Source organism: Stenotrophomonas sp. FW305-C-20-S1 (assembly GCF_058783335.1).
This window is the reverse complement of the sequence record NZ_JBYTEK010000012.1, coordinates 36671-53395: the sequence shown is the minus strand read 5'-3', so window position 1 is coordinate 53395 and position 16725 is coordinate 36671. Positions and strand designations below refer to the sequence as shown.

Genomic DNA, 16725 nt, shown 5'->3' with positions numbered 1-16725 from the left:
TTCTTCACAAAAGTATTGCGCTTGCCGGTCGTCGTCCGTAATATACGCGGCCTGCACCGACGCAATCGCGGCGCTGCAGAAGCAACAAACGGGCGGTTAGCTCAGCGGTAGAGCACTACCTTGACATGGTAGGGGTCACAGGTTCGAACCCTGTACCGCCCACCACGAAGTCCCCCAGGGGGCTGTCGTGAGCATGAAAAGCCCGGCCCTGGCGCCGGGTTTTTACGTAGAAGCACCAGCCTGCGGGCTGCACGGAATATTTGGGCGGTTAGCTCAGCGGTAGAGCACTACCTTGACATGGTAGGGGTCACAGGTTCGAACCCTGTACCGCCCACCACCGGTTCCCGGCATGGCCGGAGCAGCGGTGGAAACGATGAAAGCCGGCCCTGGGCCGGTTTTTTTGTGCCTGCGATCCGCGCTCGTTCCAGCCTGGCCGGCTGCTGCCAGCGTCAACCGCGTTGCTCGACACTGGCGCTGCGCTGCAGCTGCCAATGACCATTCACACGCTGCCACAGTTGCAGCATTCCCCGGGCGTGCGATTGCCCGCGCTGTTTACCGTCGGCATCACCGTGCACGCGAGCGTGGGCCACCTGCAGTACGCGATCCGCACTCAGGCGCAGGATCTGCACGCTCTGGCTGTCCGTCTGGCCGTAGCTGGCAGGCGCGCGGGCGGCACGTTGGGCGTCGGCCTGCAGGATCTGCATCCGCAGCGAATCGCTTCCGGTACCGCCGTCGCGGTTGCACAGACCGGCCATCAACAGCAGCAGGGCAAGCATCGGCATGGCACGGTGCTCCGGAGAAGGGAGCCCAGCGTTGCACTGTGGCCTGCGCTGTGAAATCGGCATGCGACGAAGACCGGAAAAGCGCGTGCCAAGCGCCGTCTGCAAGGATGAATCCGGGCCGCAGAAAAAAGGGCCGCCCAATCGGACGGCCCGGTGCAACGCCCAGTGCAGACGGGGCGCCTCATCCATGCAGGAACTGTGGCCGGGAAGCCGAAGTCAGGTCCTGCGCTGGATGGGGTGGATCAGGGAACCTGGCAGCAGACGCGTCCGCCGCTCCAGCGGCCGTTGCCGCCGTAAGGACAGCCCGGCGTGTACTCACAGCCCGGTGCGAACCCGGCCTTGGCAGGGGTGGTCGCGAAGGCCTGCGCGGCGCCGAATGACATGGCGGCCACGACGACGATGCCGGCAATGGACGAGAACAGCTTCTTCTTTCCGATCATCTGTATCTCCTTTGCAGAGCTTCGAGGCGGGTTACATGGGATCGCAGCAGGCCAGCAGGCCGTGGGAGCCTGCGTTGCCATAGGGGCAGCTCGGATGTTCCTTGCAGCCCGGCGCGAAGCCGGTCTTCACCGGAGTGGCGAAGGCCTGCGCGGCACCGAATGACATGGCGGCCACGACAACGATGCCGGCAATGGACGAGAACAGCTTCTTCTTTCCGATCATGTGTATCTCCTTGGAATGGCGATGGACAATGAAGTCACCGCGTGCGGGGCGGTGTCGAAGCGGGATCAGTTGGCGACGCAGCAGATGCGCGTGCCGCCGGCGCGGCCATTGCCGCCGAACATGCATCCGGGGGTATCCACGCAGCCCGGCGCGAAGCCGGTCTTCACCGGTGTGGCGAAGGCCTGTGCGGCCCCGAATGACATTGCAGCAACGATGAGGATACCGGCGACGGACGAGAACAGCGTTTTCTTCCCGATCATGTGTATCTCCTTCAGTTGGTGTGGCTTCCCGGATTCATTGCGTTGGCGACGGCCTGCACCGTCCCGGTGTCGAGCTGGCCGACGTGCTTGTAGGCGATGCTGCCATCCGCGGCCAGCACCATCAGCATCGGTGTCAGCGTGGCGCGGTAGCGCTTGGAGACTTCGCCCTGATCGTCGACGGCGATCGGAAACGCCAGCGCGTGCTTGCCTGCGTAGTCGGCAAGCTGGTCGTACGGTGGCAGGCCCACGCCCACCAGCTCGGCACTGCCTCGCGCAGCCGCGATCTGCTGCAGTTGTGGCACCGAGGCCAGGCAGTAACGGCAGGCGGTAGAGAAGAAGTAGAGGATCTGCGGCACGCCGCGCGCGCCACCGATATCGACATGGGTCTGCTGCGTCGTCCGCAGGGTCAATAGTTCAGGCCGGGTGCCGGTGGCAAGACCATGCGCGTCCAGCTGCGTCTGCTGCAGCTGCGCCGCCATCTGTTCGTTGACCTGCCGCAACTGGCGGTTCTGCCAGGAGAGCATGATGACCAGTGCGGCCAGCAGCAGGGCGACTACGGGAAACAGTGCACGCTTGAGCATCGATCATCCTTGAACGCCGCGTTGCATCGACCATACCGGAAACAGCAACAGGAATGTCAAGCTTTTGTATCATCGGTGACGCAGTTCCCAAACCTCAGGACGCCACCATGAGTGACCATGCTCCCGTTTCCCGGCCTAACCCGATCATCGAACTGCTGTTCGGCGGCAACATGCTGGAAGGCACCTTCAAGGCCGTGATCTGGGTCGCACTGCTGTCTGCGGTGCTGGCCTGGACGACCTTCCGCTGACGGGACGCTCAGGCCGCAGTGAAGGCCTGGCGCAGGCTGCGCAGCGTCGCCTGGCGATATTCGGCCGCACACGGCTCGCCCATTTCCAGCTCCTGCAGGCGCAGGCCGACCAGGGTCATCGACAGTGCGTATCCGCGCGCAGCATCGGCAGCGCGTGACAGGCCAAGTGCACGTCGGGTCAACGCGTCCACATGATCCATGTCCGGCAGCAGGCCCAGGTAGGCGCGCTCGGCGCTGTCCAGATCCGGCGCGCGCAGGATCGCGTTGGCATCGGCGGTGGGGGTGACAGCGGCCATGCGGGATCCTTGTTGTCCGTTGGGTGGATGCAGGTTCGGTCAGAACGCGCGCATCAGCGAGATGAAAGCGGAGGTCTGGCTGCTGCGCCGTGCCATCGGGCTGTCTTCGACGGCATCACCGAACCACTGGTTGGCGACGACGCCGGTCGCGCGCCATTTCGTACCCAGGGGCGTGCTGACCGCGATCTGCAGGCTCGGCGAGGTGGCACTGCCGGGCTTGTAGGCCGCCAGCCCGGAGCGCAGCGCTTCTTCGTCACTGATGCCGTAGTAGTAGTCGAGCAGGCGGGCGCTGGAATGCACCACGCCCACGCGCGGCACCCAAGTGAAACGGCCGGCCTGGATCGGATAGCTGTAATGCAGGCTGGATTCAACACCGCCGCCGTGCCCGCTCACTTCGCGCTTCACGCTGGCCGCCACCGCGCCCCAGTCGGCGCTGTAGTCGGCATTGATGCCGACCATCGCCGACATCTGCCGGCTGTGCAGGTGGCGCAGCTGCGGATCGTTCACGTCGTCGGTCTTGAAGCGCAACGTGTAGGGCGTCGCCACCGCCGACAGGCGCAGGCCGTCGGCCTTGTAGAGGTTCATGCCAAGCGAACCGGGGCTGGCGAAGAAGCGCTTGCCCTGCCAGGACAGCGCCGGCAGCACCAGCGGCTTGTCGTCATAGTGCGCGTAGGCGCCAGTGGTCGCGCCGAAGGTGATGCCGGCCTGTACCCCCGGAGCCTGTTCCTGCGCGGTGGCCAGCAGCGGCGTGGAGAGAGCGACGGTGCACAGCAGGGGGCGCAGCAGGGCGGGGGACAGTGAGGTCATCGATGTAGTGCGTTGCAGGGATGGCGATGCATGCTGCGCGCGCAACATTGTCGGAACATTGCGCAGGCGCAATCTGCTGGCATCGCCGCCACCTGCACGCCGAAGGCACTATGATCGGCACCGTTTCCGGTTGCCGAGCCCCTGATGCGCATTCTCCTGGTCGAAGATGATCCCGATCTCTCGCGAGCCCTGCAGTCCGGGCTTGAGCGCCAGGGTGTGGTCGCCGACGTGGTCGGCAGCCTGGCCGAGGCTGCGCTCGCCCTGCGTGAGCCGGTGCATCAGCTGATGCTGCTCGATCGGCAGCTGCCCGATGGTGATGGCGTGGGCTTCGTGGCGACTGCCCGTGCGCTGCGGCCGAACCTGGCGGTGATCATGCTCACTGCCAAGGGTGGGCTGTCGGACAAGGTGGAGGGGCTGGATGTCGGTGCCGATGACTACCTGGTCAAGCCGGTGGCGATCGAAGAGCTGATGGCGCGCATCCGCGCCGTCTCGCGTCGACCGTCGGCGATGGTGACCCCCCGGTTGCGGCTGGGCCGGCTGGAGTTCGATTTCGAATCGCTGCAGGCGCAGGTGGATGGCCAGCCAGTCGCACTGCCGCGGCGGCAGGTGCTGGTGCTGCAGGCGCTGGCGATGCGGCAGGGGCGCACGGTCACCCGCAGTGCGCTGGAAGCGGCGGTGTACGGATTCGATGATGAGATCCAGTCCAATGCGCTCGATGCGCATATTTCAAAGCTGCGCAAGGCGCTGCAGCAGGCCGGGGCAGGCGTGGAAATCCACGTGATCCGCGGCGTCGGCTATCTGCTGGCGGAGGCCTGAGATGGCACGACCGATCCGTTCGATCACCCTTGGACTGGCGTGGCGGCTGTTCCTGGCGCAGGCCTTCACGGTGTTGTTCGCCGTCGTCGCGCTGATCCTGACCTGGGGCGACAAGGACACCTGGGGCATGGACATGTTCATGGCCGAGAGCGCAGCCAATGCGGTGCACAGCGAAGGCGGCCGTCTGGTGCTGGACGAAGCACGCTGGCAGAAGCTCGATGCGCGTGCCGGTGGCAACCTGTGGTTCGCGGCGGTGGACGATCGCGGTGCATGGCTGCAGCGCGGCACGCTGCCTGCCATCCACGCGCCGCTGCTGGCCCGCCTGCCGACACTGGGTGCCACCGAGCTGGGATCGCTGGTACCGCCGTACCTGGATGTGGCGCGGGTGATGATCCGCAACGAAGACGGCCGCCGCATCACGGTGATGGTGGGCGGGGCGCCGAAGGGCGGCCTGCTGGATGGCGCATTGATGGTGCTGCGGCTGATCGGCCTGTGGTTCTTCCTGCCGTTGATCGTGGTCACGCTGCTGGTGATGCCGACGGTGATCCATCGCGCCATGCGTGGCGTGCGCCGGTCCGCGCAGCAGGCCAAGGAGCTGGATATCGGCCAGCCCGGTGCGCGCCTGGACGCGCAGCTGGTGTCGACCGAGGTCGCACCTCTGGTCGAAGCGTTCAACGATGCGATCGACAAGGTGCAGCAGGGCTACGCAGCACGCGATAAATTCCTGGCCGACGCCGCCCATGAACTGCGAGTACCGATTGCGGTGGTACAGGCGCGCTTGTCGCAGTTGCCGCAGGGGGAGCTCAAATCGCAGCTGCTGACCGATGTCGCCCGTCTCGGCAACGTCGCCGAGCACCTGCTCGACCTGCAGCGCCTGGACCGGAACGTCGCAGCGCTGCAGCGCCTGGACCTTGCGCATGTCGTGCGCGAAGCGGCCGCCGACCTTGCGCCCCTGGTCGTTGGCGCCGGATACGGCTTTGAAGTGGATGCGCCGGAGACGCCAGTATGGATCCATGGCGATGGCCTCGCCCTGGGGCGGGTGATCGCCAACCTGGTGCACAACGCCATCGTCCATGGCGGCGGGCGCGGCACCATCTGCGTGCGTCTGGACCGGCAGGGCCTGCTGGAAGTCAGCGACCAGGGAGCCGGCGTGCCGGTCGGTGACCGCGAGGCGATCTTCGAGCCGTTCCACCGCCTGCGTGCTGCTGGCAGTGGCAGCGGCCTCGGCCTGCATCTGGTCAAGGAGATCGTGCAGCACCACGGCGGCACGGTGAGCGTGGGCGAGGCCGTTGGGGGCGGCGCGAGCTTCCGGGTCAACTTCCACCGCGGCAGCGTGCGTCGCTAGCCGGGCGCTGACAACGCCACACGGCGTTGCCTGATGGCTGGGTGAGGCCGCGCCTCGGCACGCTGTGTCGATGGCTGCCGATCGGACCTTGTCGCCCCTGTTTGGCCCCGCGTGTGCTGCCGCTCTGGTTGCCGGTGCGTTGGTCTGCGTGCTGCTGCCGGTGTTGCCACCGCTGTGGGCTTCTGTTGCGGCGACCGCCGTGGCCGCGTTGGGCTGGGTGGTGCGCTGGTGCGGACGCGTGGCGGCTGCCTTGCTGTTCGGCTTGGCCTGGACTTGCTGCCACGGGTATTGGGCAATGCAGGCGCAGCTGCCGGCCGGTTCTGCCGCGCAGGATGTGCTCGTCCGGGGGCAGGTCATCGAACTGCCGAAGGAAACGCCTGCATACACCCGGTTTGAGTTCCGGGTGGATGCGTCCGATGCGATGCCGACGCTGCGTGGAAAGCGGCTGCAGGTGCTCTGGCACGCGCCACGGGGGGGGGCCGACCGACGCCGGGCTTGATCAGAGACGTCTCCTGCACGCCGGGGCGGATTGGCAGTTGTCGCTGCGCGTGCGACCACCACGTTCACGCATCAATCCGGGGGGCTTCGATGGCGAGCGGCAAGCGCTGCTGCGTGGGCTGGCAGGGAACGCCAGCGTGCGCGATTCGAATTCCACGCGACAGCTGCGCCCTGCGCATGGTCTACCTGCGTGGCGCGAGCGCACCAGTGCCGCCATTGCCAGGCAGATCGCACACCCGTCGGCGCGATTCATCCAGGCCTTGGCACTGGGCGATACGCGTGGCCTGTCCGACGTCGATTGGGCGCAGCTGCGCGCGCTGGGCCTGACCCACCTGATCGCCATCTCCGGCTTCCATGTCGGCCTGGTCGCGGGCTTCGCCGCATTGCTGTGTTCTGCGCTCTGGCGATCCTGGCCTGGGCTTGCCCGGTTCTGGCCACGACCGCAGGCGGCGGCCTGTGCGGCGGCGGCGGCAGCAGCCGGCTATGCCGTTGTTGCAGGCAGCGAGCTGCCGACCGTGCGTACTGCGCTGATGATCGCGGTGCTGGCCCTGGCGCGCGTTGCCCGCCGTCCGGTGACGGTAGCGCAGGGGCCGGCGCTGGCCGCGCTGGCGATGCTGCTGCCGGCACCGCTGTCGGTGCTGTCTGCGGGCTTCTGGCTCAGTTTCGGTGGGGTGCTGTGGTTGCTGTGGTGCCTGCCGCAGGGGCGGCCGAAGGGGTTCGCCGCGATGCTGCGTGGCGCTCTGGCAGGGCAGGGGGTGGCCAGCGTCGCTCTGCTGCCGCTGGCGGTGGCACTGTTCGGTGGCAGCGCACGGCTGGGGCCGCTGGTGAACCTGCCGATCATTCCGCTGTGGAGCCTGCTGGTGGTGCCTCTGGCTCTGCTGGGAACCGCTCTGGAGGCCCTGCGCACCGGGGCAGGGCAGTGGCCTTGGCGCACGGCTGCCTGGGTGTTCGAGGCCAGTTGGCAGCTGCTGCAACCCTTGGCCGAGCACCCACAGGCGATGTGGTGGCTGGCGCAGGCGCCGGCCTGGGCGTTGCCGGCGGCCTTGCTGGGGGTGTTCTGGTGGCTGTTGCCACGCGGTGCCGGGGCCGGGCTTGCCGGTTCTCTGCTGTGCCTGCCGTTGCTGTGGCCGGCACGGTCGGGGCCGCAGCAGGGTGAGCTGGAACTGGTGGTGCACGATGTCGGCCAGGGCGCGGCGGTGCTGCTGCGGACCGCCCAGCACGCACTCTGGTATGACGTCGGCCCGCCAGCCGGCAGCGAGGGCGAGGAGCGGATGCTGCTGCCGACGTTGCGGGCGTTGGGACAGGAGCCGCCGGCACAGGTGATGATCAGTCACGACCACCTGGACCACAGCGGCAACCTCGCCGCGCTGCGCCGGCAATTGCCGGGTCTGCACGTACTGGCTCCACCGGGCAGTGCGATTGCCACGGCCGGTAGCTGCCAACAGGGCCTGCGCTGGCAATGGGACGGGGTCGATTTCCAGGTGCTGCATCCGCCCGCCGCGTTCCCTGCCGTTGGCGGGAAGGGCGCCGACAACGAAGCCAGTTGCGTGCTGCGGGTTGCTGGCGCGCACGGGGTGGTGCTGCTGCCCGGTGACATCGGCCGGCAAGGCGAACAGGCGCTGCTGGCGGGTGCTGCCGATATGCTGCGTGCGGACGTGGTGCTGGTGCCCCATCACGGCAGCGGAGGCAGTTCCACGCCGGACTGGGTGAAGGCGGTAGCGCCGCAGCTGGCGCTGGTCTCGGCCGGGCACCGGAACCACTTTGGCCACCCGAAACGTGACGTGGTGCGGCGCTGGCAGGCGGCGGGCGCCGAAGTGCTGTCCACCGCCGAGTCCGGCGCGATCCGCGTATGGCTTGGCGCACAAGGCCTGCAGCTGCGTGAACAGCGTATCCACGCCGCCCGGTGGTGGGATGCCGCTGGGCGGGCGCGGTCGGCTGCTATCCTATCGCCGATCGAACAAGCGGCCGCTGGGCCGGAGGGTTGAAACGTGTGGGAACTGGTCAAGGCCGGTGGCTGGCCGATGGTGCCGCTGCTGCTGTTGGGCGTACTGGCTTTGGCGATCGTCCTGGAGCGTTTCTGGTCCTTGCGGCGTAACGAGGTGCTGCCGCCTGGCCTGGGCCAGGAGGTCCGCAACTGGGCCGCGCGCGGCAAGCTGGACCCGGCGCACCTGCAGACCCTGCGTGCCAATTCACCGTTGGGTGCCCTGCTGGCCGCCGCGCTGGAAGCGCGCAACCGCCCGCGCGACCAGATCCGCGAGCGCATCGAGGACACCGGTCGCCATCTGGTGCACCGCATGGAGCGTTTCCTCAACGCGCTGGGCACCATCGCCTCGGCCGGCCCGTTGCTGGGCCTGCTGGGCACCGTGGTCGGCATGATCCAGATGTTCCTGGGCATCCTCGACCACGGCGTGGGTGATGTGAACCAGCTTGCCGGCGGTATCGGCAAGGCACTGGTGTGCACCGCCACCGGCATGATCGTGGCGATCCCGGCGCTGATGTTCCACCGCTTCTTCAAGGGCCGCATCCACGGCTACGTGGTGGAGATGGAGCAGGAAGCCAGCGCGCTGCTGGATACGCTGGACGGTCGCCCCGGGGTGATGACCCTGGCCCCCGCTGCGCGCGCGTCTTCCGCCGCTACGGCAAAGGCCTGATCGATGCGTATCGGCAACGACCGGTCCCAGGATGAGCCGCATATCGACCTGGTGCCGCTGATCGACGTCATCCTGGTGCTGATCATCTTCTTCGTGGTCACCACCACCTTCGACGCGCGATCGACCCTGCAGGTGCAGCTGCCGACCGCCAGCCAGCAGCAGACCAACGAGCCGCCGCGCTCGCTGAGCGTGCTGATCAACGCTGACGGCCGCTACTTCGTCAACGATCAGGAAGTGCTGCGCAGCGACGTCGAGTCGGTCAAGCAGACCATTGCGGCCGTCGCCGGCAGCGACCGCGAACAGACCGTGCTGCTGCGTGCCGACGCGCGCACTCCCTACCAGGCCGTGGTCACCGCGCAGGACGCGCTGGGCCAGCTCGGCTTCCGTCGTATCGCCATTGCAACAGCGCCAGAGGTGCGTCCATGAGTTCCCATCACGCGCCAGTGTGGCCGATCTACAAACGACTGCTGGGCTATACCCGCACCTACTGGGTGTTCATGATCGGCGCGGTCATCGCGATGGTGGTCGAAGCCCTGGCCGGCTATCACTTCACCAAGCTGATGGAACCGCTGGTCAACCGCGGGTTCGTCAACCCCGAGCCGCGCATGGCGGTGATCCTGCCGCTGACCATTCTCGGCCTGTTCCTGATGCGCAGCGTGGCCACCTGGGTCAGCGACTACACGCTGGCCAAGACCGGCCGCAGCGTGGTCCGCGACCTGCGTGAACAGGTGCTGCAGAAGTACCTGCACCTGCCGTCCTCGCATTTCGATGCCGAGGCGACGCCGGTGATGGTCAGCCGCCTGAACTTCGACACCGAACAGGTCACCCAGGCCAGTGCCGATGCGCTGAAGACCGTGGTGGCCGATACCCTGACCATCATCGCCATGCTGGCGGTGATGCTGCAGATGAGCGTCAAGGTGACCCTGGCGATGCTGGTGGTGGTGCCGCTGATCGGCGTGATCGTGTCCTACGTGGGCAAGCGCTACCGGCGCATCAGCCGCGGCATCCAGGACGGCATGGGCACCATGGCGCAGACTGCCGAGCAGTCGCTGGCCGCGCAGCAGGAAGTGAAGGTGCACGGCACCCAGCAGCACGAGATCTCGCGCTACTCGCGCCTGGCCAACCGCATGCTGGCGCTGAACATGAAGGTGGAAGTGACCCGCGCGGCGGCCTCCAGCGTGGTCCAGTTCCTGGCGGCGCTGGCGCTGGCAGTCATCGTCTGGGTGTCCACCCGCGAGGCACTGGCCGGCAAGCTCAATGCGGGCCAGTTCATGGGCCTGATGACGTCGATGATGGCCATCATTCCGTCGCTGCGGCGGCTGACCAGCGTGCAGACTTCGATCTCGCGCGGTGTGGCTGCGGCCGAGCGCCTGTTCGGCATCATCGACATGCCGGTCGAGCGCGACGAGGGCAAGCACGCGGTGCAGCGCGTACGCGGCGAACTGGCCTTCGAGCACGTCATGCTGCGTTACCGTGAAGACAGTGGCATCGCCCTGGACGACATCAGCTTCGTTGCCAGGCCGGGCATGGTCACCGCCATCGTCGGTCGTTCCGGCAGCGGCAAGACCAGCCTGATCCGGCTGGTGCCGCGCTTCTACGAACCCAACGGTGGCCGCATCCTGCTCGACGGCGTTGCCCTGGATGAGTATCCGTTGGCCGATCTGCGCCGGCAGGTGGCCATCGTCGGCCAGAAGGTCATGCTGTTCGACGACACCATCGCGGCCAACATCGCCTATGGCATGGATGCCACCGACGAGCAGATCCGTGCGGCTGCCGAGGCGGCCAATGCCTGGGAGTTCATCGCACGCATGCCGCAGCAGTTGCAGACGCCGGTAGGCGAGAATGGCGCGCTGCTGTCCGGCGGCCAGCGCCAGCGCCTGGCGATCGCCCGCGCGATCCTGCGCGACGCACCGATCCTGATCCTGGACGAGGCCACCGCGGCGCTGGACAACGAATCCGAGCGCCTGGTGCAGGATGCGCTGCAGCGCTTGATGCCCGAGCGCACCACGCTGGTGATCGCGCATCGCCTGTCGACCATCGAGCATGCCGACCAGGTGCTGGTGATGGACCATGGCCGCATCGTTGAACGCGGCACCCACCAGGAGCTGCTGTCGATGGGCGGCCTGTACCAGCACCTGCACAACATGCAGTTCCGCGAAAGGCAGGACTGATGGCGGGCAAAGGTACCCAGACCCCGCCGTACTGGTACGACGGCAGCCCGGCTCCGTGGCCGATGCGACTGCTGGCACCGCTGTATGCCGGCGTCACCGCGCTGCGCCGGCGCCTGTACCGGCGTGGCTGGCGCAAGCGCCATGCGCTGGCGGTGCCGGTCATCGTGGTTGGCAACATCACCGCCGGCGGCACCGGCAAGACGCCGCTGACCATCGCCCTGGTCGAGCGCCTGCGGGCCGCAGGCTGGAAGCCCGGTGTCGCCAGCCGCGGCTACGGCCGTGAACAAGCGGACAAGGCACGTTGGGTGGAAGCCGATACGCCGACCGCCCTGGGGGGCGACGAGCCGGTGCTGATCGCCTGGAAAACCGGCGTGCCGGTACGCGTGGACAGTGACCGCGTGGCAGCGGGCAAGGCGCTGATCGCCGCCGGCTGCGACGTGATCGTCTGCGATGACGGCCTGCAGCACTACCGGCTGGCGCGCGACATCGAGATCGAGGTGGTTGATGCCCAGCGCCGCTATGGCAATGGCCGGATGATTCCCGCCGGCCCGCTGCGCGAGCCGGTCAGCCGCGCAGCGGAATGCGATTTCCGGGTGGTCAACCTGGGCCAGGCGGATGGAGCGGCGGCTGCCCAGGCCTGTGGCTTCGGCCAATGGCCGATGGCCCTGCACATCGACAGTGCACAGCCGCTGGCCGGCGGGCGCGCACGTCCCCTTTCGTACTTCGCGGGCCAGCGCGTGCATGCCGTGGCCGGCATCGCCCATCCGCAACGCTTCTTCGACATGCTGCGCGCGCGTGCGATCGGCGTGGTGCCGCACGCCTTCGCCGACCATCATGCCTACCAGCCGCAGGATCTGTCCTTTGGCAGCCAGTTGCCGGTGCTGATGACCGAAAAGGATGCCGTGAAGTGCCGCGCGTTCGCCAATGACTGGCAGTACGCGGTGCCGCTGCGCGCCGAGATGCCTGCTGCTTTCTGGATCGCGTTGACCGATCGCCTGGACAAGCTGCGACCGAACTGAGGGGCCGTGCGGCGCTTGCAAATGGACGCCGCCGGCCGCATTCCTGCTGTATCGCGCCTGCCGAGTACCGCCCGCATGACCGACTTCGTTGTTGCCATCCCGGCCCGCTATGCCGCTTCGCGGCTGCCGGGCAAGCCGCTGCGCCTGCTGGGCGGAGAGCCCATGGTGCTGCATGTGGCCCGCCGCGCGCTGCAGGCCGGCGCAGGTGAGGTATGGGTCGCGACCGACGACCAGCGCATTGCCGACGCATTGTCCGGCCTGGCGGAAGTGAAGGTGGCGATGACCGCTGCCTCGCATGCCTCGGGTACCGATCGCCTGGCCGAGTGCGCGCGCATTGCGGGCTGGTCCGATGACACCGTGGTGGTCAACCTGCAGGGCGATGAACCGTTCGCGCCGGCTGCCGGCATCCGCGCCGTGGCCGAGGCACTGGTGGCGGGCAGCGCACCGATGTCGACCCTGGCCACGCCGGTCGAGGATGCCCACACGTTGTTCGACCCCAACGTGGTCAAGCTGGTGCGCAACGTGCGCAACGAGGCCCTGTACTTCAGCCGTGCGCCCATCGCCTGGCATCGCGATGGCTTCGCCCGCAGCCGCGACACCCTGCCCGAAGGCCATCAGTGGCTGCGCCACATCGGCATCTATGGCTACCGTGCCGGTTTCCTGCAGCAGTTCGCCTCGATGCGGCCGGGCACGCTGGAACAGGTGGAATCGCTGGAGCAGTTGCGCGTGCTGGAAGCGGGCTATCCAATTGCCGTGGCGATCTCGCCCGAACCCTTCCCGCCGGGCATCGACACCCCTGAAGACCTGCAGCGCGCTGAAACGCTGCTGCAGGCGATGGCCGCGCGATGAGGCTGCTGGTCGTCTGCCTCGGCAACATCTGCCGCTCGCCGATGGCCGAAGGCGCGCTGCGTGCCCGCCTGGATGCCTCGGCGCTGGCTGGGCGGGTACAGGTCGATTCGGCCGGTACCGGCGACTGGCACGTGGGCCAGCCACCGGACCGGCGTGCCATTGCATGCGCGGCCGGACACGGGGTGGACCTTGGCAGCCTGCGCGCGCGGCAGCTGCAGCCGCAGGACTTCGACGCTTTCGACTGGATCCTGTGCGCCGACGAGGCCAACCTGCGTGATGCCGCACGCCTTGCCACCGCCACCCAGCGCGAGCGCCTGGCGCTGTACCTGCCGTGGTCGGGCGGGCAGGGCGAACGTGCGATTCCCGATCCCTATACCGGTGGCAGCGATCATTTCGAACAGGTCTGGTCGCTGGTCGACGCTGCTGCCGAACGTACCGTGGCACGCCTGTTGCATCACGCCGACTCCGGCATAATCGGGTCATGAACATCCAGCCCGTCCCGGACCTGCCCGAGTTCGCCGCCTGGCTCAATGCCGCGCCCTGCACCCTGACCGAACTGCGTGGCCGGCCGGTCGCGCTGTTGTTCGTCAACGCGGCTTCCGCATGGAGCGCGCAACGGCTGGCCGAGTTCAGCCAGTGGCTGTCACGCCACCCCGGCAAGCTGCAACCTCTGGTGCTGCAGGTGCCGCGCTTCGACTTCGAGCGTGATGCCACGGCTGCGCTGAAACTGCTGCGCCGCCAGGGCCTGACCATGCCGGTGCTGCTTGATGCCGATTGGGATGGCTGGCGCCGCTTCGGCGTCAGCGCCTGGCCGACCATGGTGCTGCTGGACGCGCAGGGTCGCGAACAGCAGCGCTTGATCGGCCAGGGCGTGCCCGGCGAGCTGGAGCGGGCCCTGAATGCCCTCTGCGAGGGTGCGCCGTCGGCCCCTTCGCGTGGCGGCAGCGAGCTGCACCCCGAACCCCGCCAGGCGCTGCGATTCCCGATGGGTCTGGCGGTGAACCAGGAACGGTTGTACATCGCCGACAGCGGCCACCACCGCATCCTGGAATGCAGTCATGGCGGCCGCGTGCTGCGTCAGTTCGGCTTGGGTACCGCCGACTTCATGGACGGCAACCTCGCCGAAGCCGCTTTCCACCGGCCGCAGGCGCTGGCCTTGGAGCGCGAGTCGCTGTACGTGGCGGACACCGGCAACCATGCCGTGCGCCGCATCAACCTGCTGACCGGCCTGGTCGACACCCTGTGTGGCAACGGCCGTCCGGGCGCCCCCGTGGAAGGGCCGGTGACGCAGCCACGGCAGGTGGCGCTGGATCATCCGGTTGGCCTGGCCATCGCCGAAAACCAGCTGCACGTCGCCATGGCCGGCGACAACCGCATCTGGAGCTACCACCTCGGCCAGCGCAGCCTGCAGTGGCGCGCCGGCAGCGGCGCCATCGACGAGCGCGATGGCAGTGGCCATCTGGCCGCGTTCGCCCAGCCCACCGCCGTGGCCGTGGTCCAGCAGGTGCTGTACGTGGCCGATGCGCTGGGCTCTTCGATCCGTTCATTGCAGTTGCGCGGTGACCTGGTGCAGACCCTGGTCGGGCAGGGCACCTGGCGTTTCGGCGAGGACGATGGCCCGCGTGCGCAGGCCAGCCTGCAGTTCCCGCAGGCGATCGCATTGAGCCCGGATGCCCCGTTGTTGTGGATCGCCGATACCGGCAATGGCCGCCTGCGCACGTTGCGCCTGGGCGGCGGCGAACTGACCACCCAGCCCTTGCCGCGGCGCCTGCATGGCCCCGCCGGCCTGGCCGTCGGTGCCGGCGCGGTGTGGATCGCCGAAACCGATTCCCACACCGTACTGCGCCTGGACCCTGACAGCGGCGTGCTCAGCGAAGTGCCGATCAGCGAATGACCGTTGTTCCTGTCCCGACCTTCGATGGCAAGGCATTCGCGGCCCAGCTGAGTACCGCCCCGGGCGTGTACCGCATGTACGCGGCCGACGACATGCTGTTGTACGTCGGCAAGGCCCGCGCGCTGCGCAACCGCGTGGGCAGCTATTTCAACGGCAGTCCGAAGAACGCGCGCATCATGTCGATGCTCTCGCAGATCGTGCGCATGGACGTGACTGTAACGCGCTCGGAAGCCGAAGCGCTGCTGCTGGAAAACCAGCTGATCAAGTCGCTGTCGCCGCGCTACAACGTGTCCCTGCGCGACGACAAGACCTATCCGCATGTGCTGCTGACCCGCGAAGACTGGCCGCGCATCGCCCTGCATCGTGGCCCGCGTGCCATTCCCGGGCGCTATTTCGGGCCGTATCCCGGCGTCACCGCGGTGCGCGAGACGCTGAACCTGATGCACAAGCTGTTCAAGCTGCGCAGCTGCGAGGACAGCGTGTTCCGTAACCGCTCGCGGCCCTGCCTGCAGTATCAGATCGGACGCTGCAGCGCGCCGTGCGTGGAACTGGTGCCAGCAGCGGACTACGCCGAGTCGGTGCGCCGCGCGGCGATGTTCCTGGAAGGCAAGAGCGATGAGCTGACCCGGGAGCTCGGCGAGCAGATGCAGGCGGCCAGCGAAGCGCTGGAATTCGAGCAGGCCGCGCGACTGCGCGATCTGATTACTTCATTGCGCAGCATGCAGACCCGCCAGTACGTGGACGGCCGCGCGGCCGACCTCGACGTACTGGCGGTGGCCATGCAGGGCTCGCAGGCCTGCGTGATGCTGCTGGCCTTCCGTGATGGCCGCAACCTGGGCACCCGCCCGTTCTTTCCCCGCACCAACGGCGAGGAAAGCCCGGATGAAGTGCTGGCGGCCTTTGTCTCGCAGTACTACATCGAATTCGAGCCGCCGCGCGAGATCCTGCTTGACCGCGAAATTCCCGATGCCGATCTGATCGGTTCTGCGCTGTCGGCCTCGGCCGAGCGCAAGGTGCAGTTGAAATGGAACGTCCGCGGCGAGCGCGCCGGCTACCTGGAACTGGCCAGCCGCAACGCACAGTTGACCCTGGCCACCGAGATCAACAGCCGCACCGCGCAGCACGCGCGCAGCGAAGCGCTGCGGGTGATGCTGGGGCTGGCCGAACCGGTAAAGCGGGTGGAGTGCTTCGACATCAGCCACACCATGGGCGAAGCCACCGTGGCCTCCTGTGTGGTGTTCGATGCTGCCGGCCCGGTGCGTGCGCAGTACCGCCGCTTCAACATCAGTGGCATTGAGCCGGGCGATGACTACGCCGCGATGCGCCAGGCGATCGATCGCCGCTTCCGCCGTGCAGTGGAAGAGCAGGGCGTGCTGCCGGATGTGCTGCTGATCGACGGTGGCGCCGGCCAGCTGGCTCAGGCCCAGGCGGCGCTGGCTGATCTGGGCGTGGAAGACGTGCTGCTGGTGGGCGTGGCCAAAGGCGTGGAACGTCGTGCCGGCCACGAAGCGCTGGTGATGCCCGATGGCCGCGAACTGCGCCCGGGTGCGGCCGATCCCGCTCTGCAGTTCATCCAGCAGGTGCGCGATGAAGCACACCGCTTCGCCATCACTGGCCATCGCGGGCGCCGGCAGAAGGCCCGGATGACCAGCAAACTGGAAGACATCCCCGGCATCGGGCCGCGACGGCGCGCCAGCCTGCTGAAGCATTTTGGCGGTCTGGTCGGCCTGAAAGCAGCCGGAGAAGCGGAAATTGCCAAGGTCGAAGGCATCAATGACGCCCTCGCAGCGCGCATCTACGCTAACCTGCACGGGTTGGCCGCGCCGGATCCGGCCGAGTAGAGAG

Annotated in this window: 20 protein-coding genes and 2 tRNA genes; 15 read left to right on the top strand and 7 right to left on the bottom strand. The window is 67.7% G+C overall.

Features of this window, described 5'->3' with window-relative positions:
- Nucleotides 1-90: 90 nt before the first annotated feature.
- A tRNA-Val gene (locus tag AC3WTC_RS08770) sits at nucleotides 91-165 on the top strand.
- A gap of 97 nt (nucleotides 166-262) precedes the next feature.
- Nucleotides 263-337: transfer RNA gene (locus AC3WTC_RS08765), tRNA-Val, on the top strand.
- 112 nt (nucleotides 338-449) lie between these two features.
- Here AC3WTC_RS08765 and AC3WTC_RS08760 read toward each other — a convergent pair.
- The 5 genes from AC3WTC_RS08760 to AC3WTC_RS08740 all read right to left on the bottom strand — a co-directional run bounded on the left by AC3WTC_RS08760 (nucleotide 450) and on the right by AC3WTC_RS08740 (nucleotide 2286).
- Nucleotides 450-782 (bottom strand): hypothetical protein, encoded by a 333-nt coding sequence (locus AC3WTC_RS08760; RefSeq protein ID WP_033830769.1) that lies wholly within the window; start codon nucleotides 780-782, stop codon nucleotides 450-452.
- A gap of 242 nt (nucleotides 783-1024) precedes the next feature.
- On the bottom strand, nucleotides 1025-1222 hold the full coding sequence (locus AC3WTC_RS08755; protein WP_093817838.1) for a hypothetical protein: 198 nt from the start codon (nucleotides 1220-1222) through the stop codon (nucleotides 1025-1027).
- 31 nt (nucleotides 1223-1253) lie between these two features.
- A complete protein-coding gene (locus AC3WTC_RS08750; protein WP_025875235.1) occupies nucleotides 1254-1445 on the bottom strand; it encodes a hypothetical protein in 192 nt (63 codons plus the stop codon).
- A gap of 65 nt (nucleotides 1446-1510) precedes the next feature.
- Entirely contained in the window at nucleotides 1511-1705 is a 195-nt protein-coding gene (locus tag AC3WTC_RS08745) for a hypothetical protein (protein WP_312400559.1), read from the bottom strand.
- A gap of 11 nt (nucleotides 1706-1716) precedes the next feature.
- Nucleotides 1717-2286, bottom strand: coding sequence for a peroxiredoxin family protein (locus AC3WTC_RS08740; protein ID WP_025875231.1), 570 nt, complete (start codon nucleotides 2284-2286; stop codon nucleotides 1717-1719).
- Between the two features lie 107 nt (nucleotides 2287-2393).
- On the opposite strand from AC3WTC_RS08740, the gene AC3WTC_RS08735 reads away from it, so the two are divergent.
- Nucleotides 2394-2534 (top strand): hypothetical protein, encoded by a 141-nt coding sequence (locus AC3WTC_RS08735; RefSeq protein WP_162887621.1) that lies wholly within the window; start codon nucleotides 2394-2396, stop codon nucleotides 2532-2534.
- A gap of 8 nt (nucleotides 2535-2542) precedes the next feature.
- Here the strand turns inward: AC3WTC_RS08735 and AC3WTC_RS08730 are convergent, their stop codons facing one another.
- Both AC3WTC_RS08730 and AC3WTC_RS08725 read right to left on the bottom strand, forming a co-directional pair.
- Nucleotides 2543-2830, bottom strand: coding sequence for a hypothetical protein (locus AC3WTC_RS08730; protein ID WP_025875229.1), 288 nt, complete (start codon nucleotides 2828-2830; stop codon nucleotides 2543-2545).
- Nucleotides 2831-2869: 39 nt separating this feature from the next.
- Complete coding sequence (locus AC3WTC_RS08725) at nucleotides 2870-3637, bottom strand: MipA/OmpV family protein (RefSeq protein ID WP_492711302.1); 768 nt, start codon at nucleotides 3635-3637, stop codon at nucleotides 2870-2872.
- 144 nt (nucleotides 3638-3781) lie between these two features.
- Here AC3WTC_RS08725 and AC3WTC_RS08720 point away from each other — a divergent pair, with 144 nt between their 5' ends.
- The 12 genes from AC3WTC_RS08720 to uvrC all read left to right on the top strand — a co-directional run bounded on the left by AC3WTC_RS08720 (nucleotide 3782) and on the right by uvrC (nucleotide 16721).
- The gene (locus AC3WTC_RS08720) at nucleotides 3782-4453 is read left to right on the top strand and encodes a response regulator transcription factor (RefSeq protein ID WP_025875225.1); all 672 of its coding nucleotides are present in this window, start codon (nucleotides 3782-3784) and stop codon (nucleotides 4451-4453) included.
- A 1-nt stretch (nucleotide 4454) separates the two neighbouring features.
- Nucleotides 4455-5798, top strand: a complete 1344-nt coding sequence (locus AC3WTC_RS08715) for a sensor histidine kinase (RefSeq protein ID WP_032975720.1) — start codon at nucleotides 4455-4457, stop codon at nucleotides 5796-5798.
- A 70-nt stretch (nucleotides 5799-5868) separates the two neighbouring features.
- Complete coding sequence (locus AC3WTC_RS08710) at nucleotides 5869-6297, top strand: DUF4131 domain-containing protein (protein WP_492711301.1); 429 nt, start codon at nucleotides 5869-5871, stop codon at nucleotides 6295-6297.
- Between the two features lie 37 nt (nucleotides 6298-6334).
- Entirely contained in the window at nucleotides 6335-8281 is a 1947-nt protein-coding gene (locus AC3WTC_RS08705) for a DNA internalization-related competence protein ComEC/Rec2 (protein ID WP_309598822.1), read from the top strand.
- 3 nt (nucleotides 8282-8284) lie between these two features.
- Complete coding sequence (locus AC3WTC_RS08700; protein ID WP_492711300.1) at nucleotides 8285-8947, top strand: MotA/TolQ/ExbB proton channel family protein; 663 nt, start codon at nucleotides 8285-8287, stop codon at nucleotides 8945-8947.
- Between the two features lie 3 nt (nucleotides 8948-8950).
- The gene (locus AC3WTC_RS08695) at nucleotides 8951-9373 is read left to right on the top strand and encodes an ExbD/TolR family protein (RefSeq protein WP_025875217.1); all 423 of its coding nucleotides are present in this window, start codon (nucleotides 8951-8953) and stop codon (nucleotides 9371-9373) included.
- Nucleotides 9370-11118 carry a lipid A export permease/ATP-binding protein MsbA gene (gene msbA, locus AC3WTC_RS08690; protein WP_492711299.1) on the top strand — a complete coding sequence of 583 codons (1749 nt, stop codon included), beginning with the start codon at nucleotides 9370-9372 and terminating at the stop codon, nucleotides 11116-11118. Before AC3WTC_RS08695 ends, msbA begins: the two co-directional genes overlap by 4 nt.
- Complete coding sequence (gene lpxK, locus AC3WTC_RS08685) at nucleotides 11118-12137, top strand: tetraacyldisaccharide 4'-kinase (RefSeq protein ID WP_025875213.1); 1020 nt, start codon at nucleotides 11118-11120, stop codon at nucleotides 12135-12137. The genes msbA and lpxK overlap by 1 nt, the downstream gene beginning before the upstream one ends.
- A 75-nt stretch (nucleotides 12138-12212) precedes the next feature.
- A complete protein-coding gene (gene kdsB, locus AC3WTC_RS08680; protein WP_025875212.1) occupies nucleotides 12213-12986 on the top strand; it encodes a 3-deoxy-manno-octulosonate cytidylyltransferase in 774 nt (257 codons plus the stop codon).
- Complete coding sequence (locus tag AC3WTC_RS08675) at nucleotides 12983-13471, top strand: low molecular weight protein-tyrosine-phosphatase (protein ID WP_134832267.1); 489 nt, start codon at nucleotides 12983-12985, stop codon at nucleotides 13469-13471. The genes kdsB and AC3WTC_RS08675 overlap by 4 nt, the downstream gene beginning before the upstream one ends.
- Nucleotides 13468-14880: a hypothetical protein gene (locus AC3WTC_RS08670; RefSeq protein WP_105163809.1), complete on the top strand. Its 1413-nt coding sequence runs from the start codon at nucleotides 13468-13470 to the stop codon at nucleotides 14878-14880. Before AC3WTC_RS08675 ends, AC3WTC_RS08670 begins: the two co-directional genes overlap by 4 nt.
- Nucleotides 14877-16721, top strand: coding sequence for an excinuclease ABC subunit UvrC (gene uvrC / locus AC3WTC_RS08665; protein ID WP_492711298.1), 1845 nt, complete (start codon nucleotides 14877-14879; stop codon nucleotides 16719-16721). Before AC3WTC_RS08670 ends, uvrC begins: the two co-directional genes overlap by 4 nt.
- Nucleotides 16722-16725: the final 4 nt, after the last annotated feature.